The organism is Methanobrevibacter sp., assembly GCF_045539575.1.
Classification (GTDB): Archaea; Methanobacteriota; Methanobacteria; order Methanobacteriales; family Methanobacteriaceae; genus Methanocatella.
Genome location: NZ_JAZQFM010000078.1, coordinates 16,709 through 31,430, shown reverse-complemented (window position 1 = coordinate 31,430; position 14,722 = coordinate 16,709). Strand labels below are relative to the sequence as shown.

Here is a 14,722-nt window from a genome sequence, read left to right as displayed (position 1 = left end):
TTTATATGCATAGAATAATATTGCAGCTGCTATAATGGCTTTTAAAACTATGTCTGGAATTCCTTCCAGGTTAAACATTGTGGATATATTACCCGATGCCAAAATTAAAAGTCCGAAAAAGACTGTTCATATAATGAATTTGATATAGTTGACTGATTTTATTTCGCTTATAAACTAATATTTATTAAAAATAATTAAATAATTTTTTGAAAAATTCAGTTTACATCAATGGAATTTCTCCAGATTAGGTTAATGTTCAATATTTCTAAAATTTTGTTTAAACCAGTTTCAATAACTTTTTTTCCAAATAATCTTTAACTTTATTAATATTAAAAAACAAAATAATTATATTATTTATAATTATAGGAGTTTATGTTAATGACAATCGAAAAAGATGCAGAAGATATTATAGAAAAATTCTCAAAAATTTTAGAAGACATTCCAGATTCAGATGAAACTTGGTACATCACAGACAACCTAAACTTAACACGTGATGATGAATCTCACCAAAAGAACCCGGAAAAAATATTGAGAAACGCTAACATTAACAAAGATGGAAATCTCATAGTTAAAAAAGCAGATTGGACAAACTAAAAGAGTGATTTAAATGAAAATGAACTTAGTTCTTGAACTTTTAGATATTCCAGGCCAGTTAGTTTCAGTTTTAGAACCAATCGGTTCACTTGGCGCTAACTTGGTAACTGTAATACATAAAAGGGAATTGAAAAACGAACAGGGAATGGTTCCGGTTCACATTACAATAGAAGGCGAACGTGAAAACCTTTTCAATGTTATTCAGAAATTCGATGATTTAGGAATCTCCATCGTTGAAATGGATGGAGTTGTCAAAAAGGAAATGATCAGTACTCTTTTATATGGTCACATTGTAGACCAGGACGTAAGGGACACTATGGACAGGATCAACGCATTGAAAGGTGTGGTAATAACCGGTTTTGACATTAAGTTGGACGGAGAAAAAGAATCTACAGCATTAATTACTCTTGAAACCGATTACGGTAAAAAACAATTTGTTTTTGATAAGATTAAAGAAATTGCTGAAGAAAAACAATTACTAATGATTAATGAAGTATAGGGATTATTATGGATGAATGTAGAGTCATAATTATGGGATTCGGAGCAGTTGGCCAAGGTGTGGCTAATGCAATTTCCCTTAAAAAGGATTTAATTAAAGAAAAAACAGGTGTGGCTGTAAAAGTTGTGGCAGCTGCAGATTCATCTTCATCTGCAATTTCCGCTGATGGTTTAGATGAAAAATTGCTTGTAGAAACAAAAACAAATGAAGGAAAATTATCAGCTTATCCGCAGTTCGGTTCTGATAAAAACGGTGAAGATGTTTTAGATGCTGTTGATTACGATTGTCTTATAGAAGCAACTCCTACCAATATTGTCGATGCAGAACCTGCATTTTCACTAACACTCAAGGCTTTCGGCCAAGGAAAAGATGTGGTGACATCAAACAAAGGACACTTGGCACTCAAATTCGGCGAAGTTGTTGGCGCTGCTAAAAAGGCAGGCGTTGAATTCAAATACGAAGCTAGTGTCGGCGGAGCAATGCCAATTATCAATTTTACAAAAGAAACATTATCCTCTTGTGATATAAAATCCATTGTAGGTATCTTGAACGGAACCACAAACTACATCCTCTCAAGAATGACCTCAGAAGGAACTGATTATGAGGTAACCTTAAGGGAATCACAAGAATTAGGTATTGCTGAAACAGACCCAACACAGGACGTTGAAGGTATCGATGCAGCCTGTAAAACTGTAATTTTAGCAAATTCCCTTTTAGGAATCGATGCAACATACAGTGATGTGGAAGTTAAAGGTATATCCGACATTAACTCACAGGCTATTGAACTTGCTAAAAAAGACGATTACCTGATAAAATTAATAGCTGAAGTGTCTCCGGAACAGTTAAGGGTAGCTCCACGTTTAGTCAAAAGGGGAAGTTCCTACGATGTAAGCGGAACCTTGAACATGGCTACAATCCACACTGATTTGGCAGGAGACATAACTGTAATGGGACTTGGAGCAGGATCTCTTGAAACTGCTTCTGCGATGTTGACTGATTTAATTAGTATTTTAAAAAATAAAAACTAATTAAATATTTTTTTTACTTTTTTTAGATAACATGAAATACGTAATTTTTATTCCAGATGGATCCAGTGATTACCCGGTTGATGAATTAGATGGAAAAACTCCATTGATGGTTGCAAATACACCAAATATAGATAAATTAGCTAAAAAAGGATATGGTGGATTTACAAACAATGTTCCTGAACAATACACTCCGGGCTCTGATGTAGCAAACATGAGTATCTTCGGTTTTAATCCTGCAGATTACTATACAGGTCGTGGACCCCTTGAAGCGGGAAGTGAAGGAATTCCAACAGAACCTGAAGATGTAATATTCAGATGCAACACCATTTTCAGTGAAGACGGTTTAATGGATGACTTCAATGCAGGCCACATTTCAACCGAGGAAGCCGATGAATTGATGAAAGGATTGAATGAATATTTCCATGAAAAGTATCCTGATTTCAAAGGAAAATTCTACACAGGCGTAAGCTACAGGCATTTATTCATTTATTCCTGCGACAGCGTTGAGGATGCAGAGATATTGTCAAGCATCAAGACAATGCCTCCTCATGACATTACCGGAGAAAAACTTGTTGATAATCTGTTTGGCGAGTGTGAACTGGCTCAGGAAATCCAGCAGATAATGTTTGAGTCAAGAGAATATCTTAAAGATGCTGAAGTAAACCAAAAAAGGGAAATCCCTGCAAATATGGTATGGCTATGGGGACAAGGCGTAACACCTACACTGCCTAACTTCGAAGAAACCTATGGAATCACAGCTTCAGTAATTACAGGTGTTGACTTATTAAAAGGAATCGGAAACTTTGCAGGAATGAACATCGTCAATGTGCCTGGAGCAACAGGATACTTCGACACTGACTATGCTGCAAAGGGCCAATATGGTATTGAAGCATTAAAGGAAACTGATTTGTTATTGATTCACATTGAAGCTCCTGACGAAGCGGGACATGCACAGAATACCTCTGAAAAAGTCAAGGCAATTGAAAGAATCGACGAATTTATCGTAGGTCCAATCATTGAAAGCCTGGAAGGTGAACCTTACAGGGGAGCAATCCTGCCGGACCATCCAACTCCAATAAGCGTTGGAACCCACACCAGGGATAATGTTCCTATTATAATATTTGATTCCGAACGTGACGGTGACGAATGCGAATCATTTGATGAGGAAGGTGTCAAAAAAGGTTCTCTTGAATTCAAGAAAGGACATTTCCTAGTTCAAAGACTGATTGATGGAGATTTTTAAATGAAAGTATTATTGGTTAATGGAAGCCCTAATAAGGAAGGCTGCACTTATACTGCACTCACATACGTTGAAGAAACTTTAAATGAAGCGGGAATTGAAACAGAAATATTCTGGATTAAAACAAAACCTATTATAGGATGTACCGCATGCATGAAATGCCGTGAAAAAGGAGAATGTACCTTTGACAATGATGTGGTAAACGAATTTGTCAAAAAGGCATACGACGCTGACGGATTCATATTCGGCTCACCGGTATATTATGCTGGAGCAACAGGTTCAATAACTTCATTTTTAGACAGGGCATTCTATTCAAACTCACAGGGTACAGGCCTTGAGGCATTCAAGCACAAGCCTGCTTCTGTAATATGTTCTGCAAGACGTGGCGGAACAACCGCAACTTATGATCAGTTAAATAAGTATCTGGGAATCTCACAGATGCCTATCATCTCTTCATTCTACTGGAACATGGTTCATGGAAACACTCCTGAAGAGGTCAAACAGGACCTTGAAGGACTTGCCACCATGAGACAGCTTGGAAGAAACATGGCATTTTTCTTGAAATGTATTGAAGCTGGTAAAAAAGAAGGTTTGGCTCCTGAAGAGGAACCGAAAATAGCTTTTAACTTTATAAGATAGTTTATGAATGTTTTTAAAACTCCTGAAGGATATCTATATTCAAATAAAGCATTGCTCTACCTGTTCATTCCACTTTTGGTAGAATATGCTTTAGAGTTTTTTGTCGGTTTGGCCGATTCAATAATGGTTGCATCACTTGGCGAAGCGGCAATTTCGGGAGTTTCCTTAGTTGACTTTTTGATGCAACTGCTTATTTTTTCTTTTTCAGCCCTTGCAACGGGAGGTGCCGTTGTAGCCGGGCAATACCTGGGGGACAATCAGCTTGATAAAGCCCAGAATTCAGCAACACAGCTTGTATGGTTTTCAACAATAGCGTCTGCTGTGTTAATGATTATTGTTCTTGTTTTAAGACAGTTTTTAATTGGAATCCTGTTCGGCCAGATTGAGGCTGAAGTCTGGCATAATGCTGAAGTGTACCTGTATATAGTAGCATTGTCAATCCCGTTCATTGCAATATACAATGCAGGTGCGGCAATTTTCAGAACAACCGGCAATGCGTCACTGCCGATGAAAATAATGCTGCTTTGTGATGTGCTCAATATTGCGGGAAATGCGTTCTGCATCTATTATCTGGGCTGGGATGTTACTGGCGTTGCCGTTCCAACGGTTATCTCAAGAGTTGCAGCTGCCCTTTTAATCCTCTACTTTGTAATCGATAAGGACTACAAACTGCATATCAAAAGAACATTGAAACATAAGTTTGACTTTTATGTGCTTAGAAAAGTTCTAAAAGTGGGAGTTCCTTACGGAATTGAAAACGGACTCTTCCAGCTGGGCCGTGTGCTTGTCTTAAGTCTGGTTTCAACATTCGGCACAATGGCAATTGCCGCAAATTCAGTTGGTTATGCAATAGGAATATTTTCAGTTCTTCCAGGCTTTGCAATAAATCTGGGCCTTACCGCTGTAATATCAAGGTGTGTCGGGGCAAATGATTACGAACAGGCAAAATACTATAATAAGAAGTGTCTAATCATTGTATTCATCTCTCATGTGTTGATTAACATAGCAATATTTGCCCTGTTGCCGTTAATATTAAATATTTACGACTTGTCAGCACAGACTGCAGCTATGACAACTGAAATGGTCATCTGGCATGGAATCTTTGCAATAATAATCTGGCCGCTGTCATTTACACTTCCTGCCACATTCAGGGGAGCCGGAGACTCAAAATCAGTCATGTACATAAGTTTGGCGGTAATGTTTACATGCAGAATTCTCCTTTCATACGTAATTGCAGACTGGATGGGAATTGGAGTTTTTGGAACATGGATAGCAATGTTTATTGACTGGTATGTAAGGGCAGGAATTTACATTTACAGATATTTCTCAAACAAATGGACAGAATACAGGGTGGTTTAATGAGATCGGAAATAACATATAAGAATACTCATAACTTTAGTAGAAAGGAGCTTGAAGACTTGTTTTTATCTGTTGAATGGTCTTCAGGAGAATATCCCGAAAAGCTGGTGACAGCAATGAAAAACTTCAGCACAGTCTTTTCAGCGTGGGATGGCGATGAGCTTGTCGGATTGATAGCCGTGATGGATGACGGGATAATGAACGCATACATCCACTACTTGCTTGTAAAGCCGGACTATCAGCTTAAGGGAATAGGTAAAGCGCTGGTTGAAAGGGTCAAGAAGCATTATGACGATTATTTAAGGATTGTTGTAATCTGTCAGAATATCAATGTTAAGTTTTACGAATATTGCGGATTTGAAAAAGAGGATGGAAAAAGCGCATTATTCATTACTGAACTGGAGAATTAGGTGTTAATATGGTACTTTTCAGAGGAGACATCAAGTGCAAAAGCCTGCAGAGGCGAACATCAATAAGTGTGATTTTGCCGGCAGACAACATTCATTTCCTGCAGGATACGGAAGAAATCGTTCCGCAGCCTTACAAGACATTATACCTGCTTCACGGTCTCTACGGCAGTGATGACATATTCCTTGCAAACACTTCAATTCAGAAATTTGCAGAGGACAATGGAATAGCTATTGTAATTCCTTGCGGAGAGAACAGCTTTTATGTAGACAACAGAAAGGCACATGCATATTACGGTGAATATGTCGGTCAGGAACTTTTAGACATTACAAGAAACATATTTCCACTTTCCGACAAACGTGAAGACACATTCATTGCAGGCTTTTCAATGGGAGGCTACGGAGCTATCAGAAACGGTTTGAAGTACTCAGACAACTTCTCAAAAATAGGAATGATTTCAGCCGCACTGATAACAGATGATATTGCCGATTATGTCAGTGACGACAATGTATTGAGGTCAAGGGATTTTTACGAATCAATTTTTGGAGACTTGGGAAAACTCAAGGGTTCAGACATGGATCCTAAGGCATTGATTGAAAACTGCGGCGATGTCCCGGATATTTTCATGGCCTGCGGAGTGGATGATTTTCTTTATGGCAAAAATGTTGATTTTCATGAATTTTTAAAGTCAAAAAATGTTGAATCTGAGTTTATTGAAGCTCCCGGTGAGCATACATGGGAATTTTGCGATAAATACATAAAGGAATTCATTAAAAGATTGGTGGAGTAGTGATTGTATGGTAAAGTTATGTCCCAATTGCGGGGCTGTATTGACAGAGGTTAGCGGAGGTTATCTGTGCCGTGAATGCGGCAGAGGAATGTTTCTTGAAGATGAGGTTATAACCCTCAAATGTCCTAGTTGCGGAGAAGAATTGGGGAATTTGGGTGATTCCTATTATTGCTATAGCTGTTCCAGGTCAGTCAGCAAGGAAAGTGCGGTCAGTGGAGATGTCTCAAGTTATGACAGTTATGATGAGCCTGATTATGACTCAATGGTTGGCAACGGTGATGAAATTTGTCTAAATTGCATTTACTGGTCCGTAAGCCCTCACGGCTCAGCTTATGGCATGGTTTGCAGAAGAGGCTATCCGACCGATGGTCCCGGAGACTCCTGCAGCGAATTTGTGGCTGAATCTCATTTTGCAAGTTATGGAAATGAGGGTCAGTATCAGTTCAATGAAACTTCCAGCCATATTTCAAATAAGTTGCATCACTGGAAAAATAATAGATAACTAAAAAATTAACTTAAATTTTTATATTATTAGTGACTAAAATTATTATTGTATTAATTAATTAAGGAGAGGATTTTTCTGACAAAGTATATTATTATAACTGGTGGGGTAGTTAGTTCCATAGGTAAAGGTATTACCTCAGCATCTATGGGTAGGATTTTAAGATCTTACGGTTTAAAAGTTTCAGCTATTAAAATAGACCCTTATTTAAACTGGGATTCTGGAACACTCAATCCATATCAACATGGAGAAGTATTCGTAACTCATGATGGAATGGAAACAGACCTTGACCTCGGTCACTACGAAAGATTTTTAGATGTTGAACTTGACGGAATGGCAAATATCACAACTGGTAAAGTTTATGAATCTGTTATAGCTAAAGAAAGAGAAGGAGGATATCTTGGAGAATGTGTACAGGTTATTCCACACATCACTAATCGTATCAAAGAAATGATTAGGGCAAACTCTGAAAGCGCAGATTATGATGTCGTTCTGGTCGAGCTTGGTGGTACTGTCGGAGATATTGAAAGTCAACCTTTCCTTGAAGCTTTAAGACAACTCAGAAATGAGGAAGGACGTGAAAACGTCATGTTTGTCCATGTTACATTTATTCCCTACCTAAATGCAGCTGGAGAATTCAAAACCAAACCAACCCAACATTCAACCAAAGAATTAAGAAGTGTCGGAATAAATCCTGATGTTATTGTATGCAGGTCCCAAGAGCACATTGATGACGCATTGCTTGGAAAAGTGGCTCATTTCTGTGACGTGGATGTTAATGCAGTTGTAAATACTCCTGATGCAGGCACAATTTACGAAGTGCCTTTAGTTTTAGAAGACAAGAACATTGGTGAGTTCATTGTCAATAGAATTGGATTGGATGTTGAACCAGATTCATCCAAACTCGATGAATGGAGAAAAGTTGTAGATTCCATTAAAAATGCAGACTCAGAAGTTACAATCGGTATTGTTGGAAAATATGTTGAATTGGAAGATTCCTACATCAGTATCCGTGAATCACTGCTTCATGCGGCTGCAAGCATTGGCGTTAAGGCTAAAATCAAATACTTAAGTTCCGATGTTGAAAAATTGGATGAAAATGAATTGAAAGGATTCGACGGTATTCTAATTCCTGGAGGATTCGGAGAACGTGGATTTGAAGGAAAATTGGATGCTATCGATTATGCAATTGAAAATGATGTTCCTTTATTCGGAATCTGTTTAGGAATGCAATCCATGGTAACCCAATTTGCAAGAAGAAACGGTTATCCTGATGCAAACAGTTCTGAATTTGATGACGATTTGGAATTCCCTGTCATTGACATGATGGAAGAGCAAAAGAAAATCAAGAACATGGGCGGAACAATGCGTTTAGGCTCTTATGACTGTAAAATCATTGAAGGAACCAAAACATTTGAAGCTTATGGCGAAACCGATATTGAAGAACGTCACAGACACAGATATGAATTCAACAATGATTTCAGACAAGACCTACAGGATAAAGGTTTAATCATATCCGGTACAAGTCCTGATGATTTCTTAGTGGAAATTGTTGAACTTCCAGACCATCCATGGGCTATCGGTTGCCAGTTCCATCCGGAATTCAAATCAAGGCCAAATAGGCCACACCCATTATTCAAAGCATTTTTAGAAGCTATTTATGAGTTTTCTAAAAATTAACTTTTTTTCTTTTTTTACAATTTTACAAGCTAAAAACAATTTAATGAGATTAATTTCTATCTAATTAATATTACAGTTAGTTTAATCTATATTCATGAGTTTTAGTAACGTATTTTTTATTCAAATTATAGTAACGGTTTTATTTTCCATTGCGGCATCAATTTATGATGTTAAAAAGGGTTTTGTTCCCGACTTGTTGAATTATCTGCTGATAGCTTTTGGCCTCATGTCCAACCTAATTTTGACATTTTTCACAGGTAACGTTAAATTCATTTTAGCTTCATTTATTTCAATGGTTATCACTTATGCTATAACATATCTTTTATGGAAATTGCATTTATGGGGTGGTGGTGATGCAAAATTATTCACCTCAATTGCTACAGTTATACCGTTTGGTGTTAATCTGGAATTTTTTGATATTTTTCCGTTGATGTCATTCTATCCGTTCACGTTCAGCGTCATTATAAACAGCATTCTTGTGTCATTTCCGTTTCTGGTGGTATTTACAACAAGAAGAATTTTTAAAAACAATTCGGTTAGGCATAATGCAGACTTGCTGATCAATATTTTTAATTATGAGTCGTTAAGGCTCCTGATTAGAACCACCCTCAACAGGACAGTTAAGGTGAAAGACTTAAAGGAGGGCATGATTGTCAATGATTATAGCTTTAATGATGAACATATCTGCGAGCTGATAGGGGACTTGGATAAAAATTTAAAAGTCTATAAAAGTCATGATGACGATTTCAAATATTATTTCAAGTCCCAAAGCGCCGGAGGCATCACGATGGAGGATGTGACTCTGCTTAAGGTAATGTCTGCCCAGAATTTTATTTCAGACACTGTATACGTCAAGCTTGGTTTCCCTTTCACTCCGTCAATTATGATTGGTCTTTTAATTGCGCTAAGTTACGGTGATATAATGATGATTATTACAAAAAATCTGGTGCTGGTGGTTTGATGATGGATGATAAGGGTCAGGTTTCGCTTGAATATCTGCTGATATTTGCAGTATCGTTTATAATCATGATTGCATTTACCCTGCCTCTTTTGGAGGAGAGCATGAGCACAACATTCGATGTTTCGGATTCACTGAAATTAAAATCGGACCTGTCGAAATTATCCCAGGCGATTAAGGAGGTTTACGGCCAGGGGCAGGGGTCAAGATGCACCGTAGATTTGGACATAAACAACCCCGTTAAAGTCAATATTGCAGATAATTATGTCTCATCCAAAATCATGCTTAAGGACAAGAAGTACAAGGAAATTAAAATCCCTGTCAAATCCAAACTGAAAAGCACTTCATTTAAATTGTCCAAGGGTAAAAACACTTTTGTCATAGAGTGGCCTGTGGATAGTGAAAACATGATAATATATGAAAAATAGCCGTTATTTATGCAAAAGGTATTTAAATCGTTAATTTAAATATTTAAACTATTAGATAATGGCGTGTGAATTTTTATGGATATGATAATTGCAATTATTTATGTCATTCTATTTATAATAATGATGATATTTGTTTTTTCAATAGGAATGTTAAGACAATACATGCCTAAAAGGGAGATAATTTTAGTTCTTGTTGTAGCATTTTTAATAGGTGCAATAGGAGGAGCATTCTTTTTAGAGCCGATTTATGAAGAATTGCCGTCTGTTGTCAGTATGGTAGAGCAAAACGTTCCTGGTAATGAAGAAACATTATATCTAGATTTGTCATCTTCAATAAATATGAATGAACTAAGGCAAAACCTCTCAAATACTGAAGGTTTTATTTCATTTGAGGAAACCAGTATTACGATTCCTCTTTGGAAATTCAATGACCGGGAACTGGAATACTTCAATTATGTGCTGGGAAATATCGACTCCCATTATAAGCATTACAACGTAACAAAAGATGGAAAAATTCAAATTGAACTTGAGGACAATTATACCTCCTACGAAGCGCTTAAATCATTTTCCGATTGGTACAGGTTGGTTTATGGAGGATCACTTTCATATGCTCAAGTGCATGCTGTTCTTGTAGTTTCATCTTCATCAGTTGATACTTTCCAACAGACATTGCTTGACCACGGAGTAGTGCCAAGTAAAATGGAAGGTCCGGTGCAGAATACCTATAACAATACCAATTCAACATTATTGCCTGGCTATCAGTTTGTAGCAGTCACAGGTGCTGTTGGAGTTATTGTTGCATTATTCGGAATTTATTTCGATTCTTTCGGTGTTTTCACAAGAAGATTTAGAAAATTCATGAGAGAAAAACGTAAAAGGTAATTCAATGAAAGCGGCAGTATTGTTTTCAGGGGGCAAAGACAGTACAATGGCATTGTACTATGCTTTAAATAAAAAAGAGGATGTGAAATTTCTTCTTTCAATGAAATCTCGCAATGACGAATCATACATGTTTCATGTTCCAAACATTCATGTCACTGATTTGCTTGCAGAAGCCCTTGAAATTCCAATAATGTCTGTTGAAACCGATGGAATTAAAGAAGAGGAGCTTGAAGATTTAAAGCTGGCTTTCGAAAATCTTAAAAGTTCAGGTGTCGAGTGCATATTTACAGGTGCACTTTACTCCCAATATCAAAAATCCAGAATCGAAAAGCTGGGTTCGGAAGTTGGCCTGGAAATTATTTCTCCGTATTGGCATGTTGATGAATTGGAATACATGAGGGAAATAGTTTCTTTAGGCTTCAAAATAATTATCAGTGGAGTTGCAGCCTGGGGCCTTGATGAAAAATGGCTCGGCAGGGTAATTGATGATGAAGCTATTGACGAGCTTGTAAAACTCAATGAAAAATATTATGTCGATATAGCCTTTGAAGGCGGTGAAGCTGAAACACTGGCTATTGACGGTCCTATTTTTAAAAAGAAATTGAAAATTTTAAAAGATAGAAAAGAATGGCATCATGACAGTGGTGTTTATATAATTGAAGATGCCGTTTTGGAAGAAAAATAATTAGAAATTAATTTCTTCGAAAAATTCACTGATTTTAGATTCGAAAGACTCGATGTCGCTTTCGTTAATGATGAGTTTATCTGAAAGGGAAATCACGTTGCCGATTCCAAACTCCAATTCATTGTAATCCCTTTGCTGGAATCCTTCATAGTCCTGGGAATCGTCTTCCCTCATTCTTTTTTTCAGTCTTTCAAAGCGTATTGAAGGATTTGCAAATATTGAAAGGATTATGAAGTTGTCAAAATTTTCCTTAAACATTTCAACTTCATGATGACTTCTGATTCCTTCAATCATTACAAGATTGTCTGCCTCAGTTTCTTCCAATTGTTTAATCTTTTTGATAGTTAACTCGGAAACAATATAAGCGCCAAATTCTTTTCTTAAATTTTGAGCAGTTTCTTTGGTGCTTTCGCCTCTTTTTTTAGCTTCTTCTCTGATAATGTCTCCCATACTGATTATTATTGCTCCTTTTTCCTGAGCCATGTCAGACACTATACTTTTTCCAGATCCTGGCATTCCAGATATACCCATTACTTGCATCATAATCCCTTTTTCATTCTATTTTAATCTGTGCGATTGATTCTTTAAGGTTTTCTTCATTGTCAAATTCATTTACCATTTCAATTAAAACTTTCTTGTCCTGAGTTTTTAAATCTTCAGCAATCTTTGTCATGAATGGTATTGCCCTTACGATGTTGTCCATTATGGAAACATCAGACATTTTTGAGGTTCGAGACAGTGGATTCAAATCTATTGTAATAATGTTTTTTCCACTTTTTTTAAGGATTTCTGCTCTATCGCCATCTTCAAGAGGAATAAGAATGGTATCTGCACTGTATATTCCGGTTTTACTTGCTGATGCACGATTATTCTTTATGTCATTTAAATATTCGATGTCATCATCCATAGTACCGAGGATTTCCTTATATCCGTGGTCCCTGTATAATGTGGTAAGCAATTTAACTCTCTCATCTGTTCTGTAAAATAGATTTATTTCAATTTTAGCGTCAATTGTCCTTGCAAAATCAATTATTTCATCAATGGCTAGTGCTGTAGCATTTCCATTAACTGAAATTACAGGATTTTTTGATAAAAGAAGTGCCGCAACCGCAACATACATTGCTCTTTTAGCGGGGTATGTTGTTTTTTCACCAATCAAATAATCGAAAGCTTCTCCTCTTCCATGTGCAATCATCGCTGAGTCTGCTAAATATCCTTTTTCAGAGGCTTTGACAATTTTATCTCTTAAAAGTAGAGATTCATAACGTGGATGAGATTTTGGTATCATATTCTATCTCCTTATTTTAAATCGATATTCATTTGAGCTAAATATCCTAAAAAGGTTGTAATTAGTAGTGTTAAAATAATCGTGGAAGTAATATGCAGATTGTAATTTACAAATACATAATTCTGAGTATGTGGTATGATTATGAATGCACAGTCACAAATAACATCTACAATGATGAATATCACTCCGACTAAAAATCCTTCAACAACCTCGTTTTCATTGATATTTCTAATATATAGTATTCCAAAAAATATTGTTGTGAGATTCATAATTATGGGAACTATAATATTTATTTGAGGTAAATGATGGGTAAAAATCGGATTTAATATTTGTGTTGCCGCAAATGTAATGATCCATATTAGAATTCCATAGATTATTGCTAATTTTAATTTCATATTCAAACCTTATGTTATAGTTATGTTTGAAAAAGTTATATAGTTTACTAAAAATTGAATTATTCTAAAAAAAGATACGGGATGATTAGGTAGCTATTTTGAATAGCTACCCAAAACTTGTTTATACAAGCTTAAGAGAAATGAATTTAAAAATTTGGCTGTTTAATCTATCTCTCTAGCTACACTGTAGCCAAGTTTATATTTGTTTTAATACTATATAAAGTTATTTATAATTTATAAAAATTCAAGTATACTTTATTAAAAAAGTATATATTGATTGATGCCATATAATTAATTTGAATGACAAACTACAATGAACATGAGTTATATTTGAGAAAAGTTCTTTCAAAATCAATTGCATCTATAAATCCTTCAGATGATGCAAAAAAAGATGCAAGAAAGCTATCCGGCTCATATTTTAAAGATTACAAGCAAAAACTATTAAATGATTATGATGGCAAAAAGTTAAGTGAAATTGATAATTCCCATGTTTTTTCAACATCTTTTGGAGACACGCTGGAGATTGTATCTAAAGAAAAGATTGATTTTAATATTTATGATAATGATTTTAAAGGCCAGATAAACAATAATCTCAAGCTGCTTCCAAAAATCGGATTGAAAACCGAACAGAACCTTAAAAATAAGGGTTTTACAACAATAGAATCACTTAAAAACCATGATAAGTACTGTGATGCGGCAGCAAAATTCATGGACAGCATCGATGATATGTCATTTGCGCAGATTATTGATATACTGGACAGCAACAAGTATTCCAAAAAATGCAGAGACAATGTTCTCAAATCAATCAGTTTAACCGATAAGGAAAACTTCAAATTCATGGACATTGAGACATTGGGTCTTTCAAATGTTCCGATAATACTCATTGGTGTTGCAGAAATAAAAAACGATAAAATCACATGTTCACAATACTTTTTAAGGGACATATATGAGGAAGGTGCAGTCCTGGATGCATATCTTTCCCATCTGGATGAGGATTCCGTTCATGTCACATTCAACGGAAAAAGTTTTGATGTGCCGTTTATCAAAAATAGATGCAGGTATAACAGAATGGATGCAAATCTGGATTTGCCTCACCTGGACCTGATGTATTTCGCCAAAAACCTGTGGAAGGATGACCTGCCTAACTGTCAGCTGCAGACTATTGAGAAGGAACTCTTCGGCATTGAAAGGGAAGGCGACGTTCCTGGCCAGTACATTCCCGATTACTATAATACTTATTTGGACAAACAGAATATTGGACCGATTGTTCCGATAATAGAACATAACCGTCAGGATATTGTTTCACTTGCAAGTTTTCTAGAGAAAATGTATGAGGAAGTAAATTAA

18 protein-coding genes are annotated in these 14,722 nt (G+C 36.2%); 15 read left to right on the top strand and 3 right to left on the bottom strand.

Features of this window, described 5'->3' with window-relative positions; genetic code table 11:
* Nucleotides 1–378: 378 nt before the first annotated feature.
* The 14 genes from gatC (at nt 379) to ACKI30_RS10165 (ending at nt 11,692) form a co-directional block, all read left to right on the top strand.
* Nucleotides 379–594, top strand: a complete 216-nt coding sequence (gene gatC, locus ACKI30_RS10230; RefSeq protein WP_292741406.1) for an Asp-tRNA(Asn) amidotransferase subunit GatC — start codon at nt 379–381, stop codon at nt 592–594.
* Between the two features lie 13 nt (nt 595–607).
* A complete protein-coding gene (locus tag ACKI30_RS10225) occupies nt 608–1,093 on the top strand; it encodes an amino acid-binding protein (protein WP_292741408.1) in 486 nt (161 codons plus the stop codon).
* A gap of 8 nt (nt 1,094–1,101) precedes the next feature.
* Nucleotides 1,102–2,121, top strand: a complete 1,020-nt coding sequence (locus ACKI30_RS10220) for a homoserine dehydrogenase (protein WP_407412166.1) — start codon at nt 1,102–1,104, stop codon at nt 2,119–2,121.
* A gap of 31 nt (nt 2,122–2,152) precedes the next feature.
* Nucleotides 2,153–3,364 carry a cofactor-independent phosphoglycerate mutase gene (locus tag ACKI30_RS10215; RefSeq protein ID WP_407412164.1) on the top strand — a complete coding sequence of 404 codons (1,212 nt, stop codon included), beginning with the start codon at nt 2,153–2,155 and terminating at the stop codon, nt 3,362–3,364.
* The gene (locus ACKI30_RS10210; protein ID WP_407412162.1) at nt 3,365–4,000 is read left to right on the top strand and encodes a flavodoxin family protein; all 636 of its coding nucleotides are present in this window, start codon (nt 3,365–3,367) and stop codon (nt 3,998–4,000) included.
* A gap of 3 nt (nt 4,001–4,003) precedes the next feature.
* Nucleotides 4,004–5,359 carry an MATE family efflux transporter gene (locus tag ACKI30_RS10205; protein ID WP_407412160.1) on the top strand — a complete coding sequence of 452 codons (1,356 nt, stop codon included), beginning with the start codon at nt 4,004–4,006 and terminating at the stop codon, nt 5,357–5,359.
* On the top strand, nt 5,359–5,769 hold the full coding sequence (locus ACKI30_RS10200; RefSeq protein ID WP_407412159.1) for a GNAT family N-acetyltransferase: 411 nt from the start codon (nt 5,359–5,361) through the stop codon (nt 5,767–5,769). Before ACKI30_RS10205 ends, ACKI30_RS10200 begins: the two co-directional genes overlap by 1 nt.
* Nucleotides 5,770–5,777: 8 nt before the next feature.
* On the top strand, nt 5,778–6,557 hold the full coding sequence (locus ACKI30_RS10195) for an alpha/beta hydrolase (protein WP_407412157.1): 780 nt from the start codon (nt 5,778–5,780) through the stop codon (nt 6,555–6,557).
* 7 nt (nt 6,558–6,564) lie between these two features.
* A complete protein-coding gene (locus ACKI30_RS10190) occupies nt 6,565–7,059 on the top strand; it encodes a zinc-ribbon domain-containing protein (protein WP_407412155.1) in 495 nt (164 codons plus the stop codon).
* A 60-nt stretch (nt 7,060–7,119) separates the two neighbouring features.
* On the top strand, nt 7,120–8,739 hold the full coding sequence (locus tag ACKI30_RS10185; protein WP_407412169.1) for a CTP synthase: 1,620 nt from the start codon (nt 7,120–7,122) through the stop codon (nt 8,737–8,739).
* Between the two features lie 94 nt (nt 8,740–8,833).
* Entirely contained in the window at nt 8,834–9,700 is an 867-nt protein-coding gene (locus ACKI30_RS10180; RefSeq protein WP_407412153.1) for a prepilin peptidase, read from the top strand.
* Nucleotides 9,700–10,125 (top strand): hypothetical protein, encoded by a 426-nt coding sequence (locus ACKI30_RS10175; RefSeq protein ID WP_407412152.1) that lies wholly within the window; start codon nt 9,700–9,702, stop codon nt 10,123–10,125. Before ACKI30_RS10180 ends, ACKI30_RS10175 begins: the two co-directional genes overlap by 1 nt.
* A 120-nt stretch (nt 10,126–10,245) precedes the next feature.
* The gene (locus tag ACKI30_RS10170) at nt 10,246–11,007 is read left to right on the top strand and encodes a hypothetical protein (RefSeq protein WP_407412150.1); all 762 of its coding nucleotides are present in this window, start codon (nt 10,246–10,248) and stop codon (nt 11,005–11,007) included.
* A 4-nt stretch (nt 11,008–11,011) separates the two neighbouring features.
* Nucleotides 11,012–11,692, top strand: a complete 681-nt coding sequence (locus ACKI30_RS10165; RefSeq protein WP_407412148.1) for a TIGR00289 family protein — start codon at nt 11,012–11,014, stop codon at nt 11,690–11,692.
* Here the strand turns inward: ACKI30_RS10165 and ACKI30_RS10160 are convergent, their stop codons facing one another.
* The 3 genes from ACKI30_RS10160 to ACKI30_RS10150 are packed head-to-tail and all read right to left on the bottom strand — an operon-like array spanning nt 11,693 to nt 13,375.
* Nucleotides 11,693–12,232: a nucleoside monophosphate kinase gene (locus ACKI30_RS10160; protein WP_407412146.1), complete on the bottom strand. Its 540-nt coding sequence runs from the start codon at nt 12,230–12,232 to the stop codon at nt 11,693–11,695. It abuts the gene before it with no gap.
* Between the two features lie 13 nt (nt 12,233–12,245).
* Complete coding sequence (locus tag ACKI30_RS10155; RefSeq protein ID WP_407412144.1) at nt 12,246–12,980, bottom strand: phosphopantothenate/pantothenate synthetase; 735 nt, start codon at nt 12,978–12,980, stop codon at nt 12,246–12,248.
* An 11-nt stretch (nt 12,981–12,991) separates the two neighbouring features.
* Nucleotides 12,992–13,375 (bottom strand): hypothetical protein, encoded by a 384-nt coding sequence (locus ACKI30_RS10150; RefSeq protein ID WP_407412142.1) that lies wholly within the window; start codon nt 13,373–13,375, stop codon nt 12,992–12,994.
* Between the two features lie 300 nt (nt 13,376–13,675).
* Between ACKI30_RS10150 and ACKI30_RS10145 the strand changes: the two genes are divergently transcribed.
* Entirely contained in the window at nt 13,676–14,722 is a 1,047-nt protein-coding gene (locus tag ACKI30_RS10145) for a ribonuclease H-like domain-containing protein (protein ID WP_407412140.1), read from the top strand.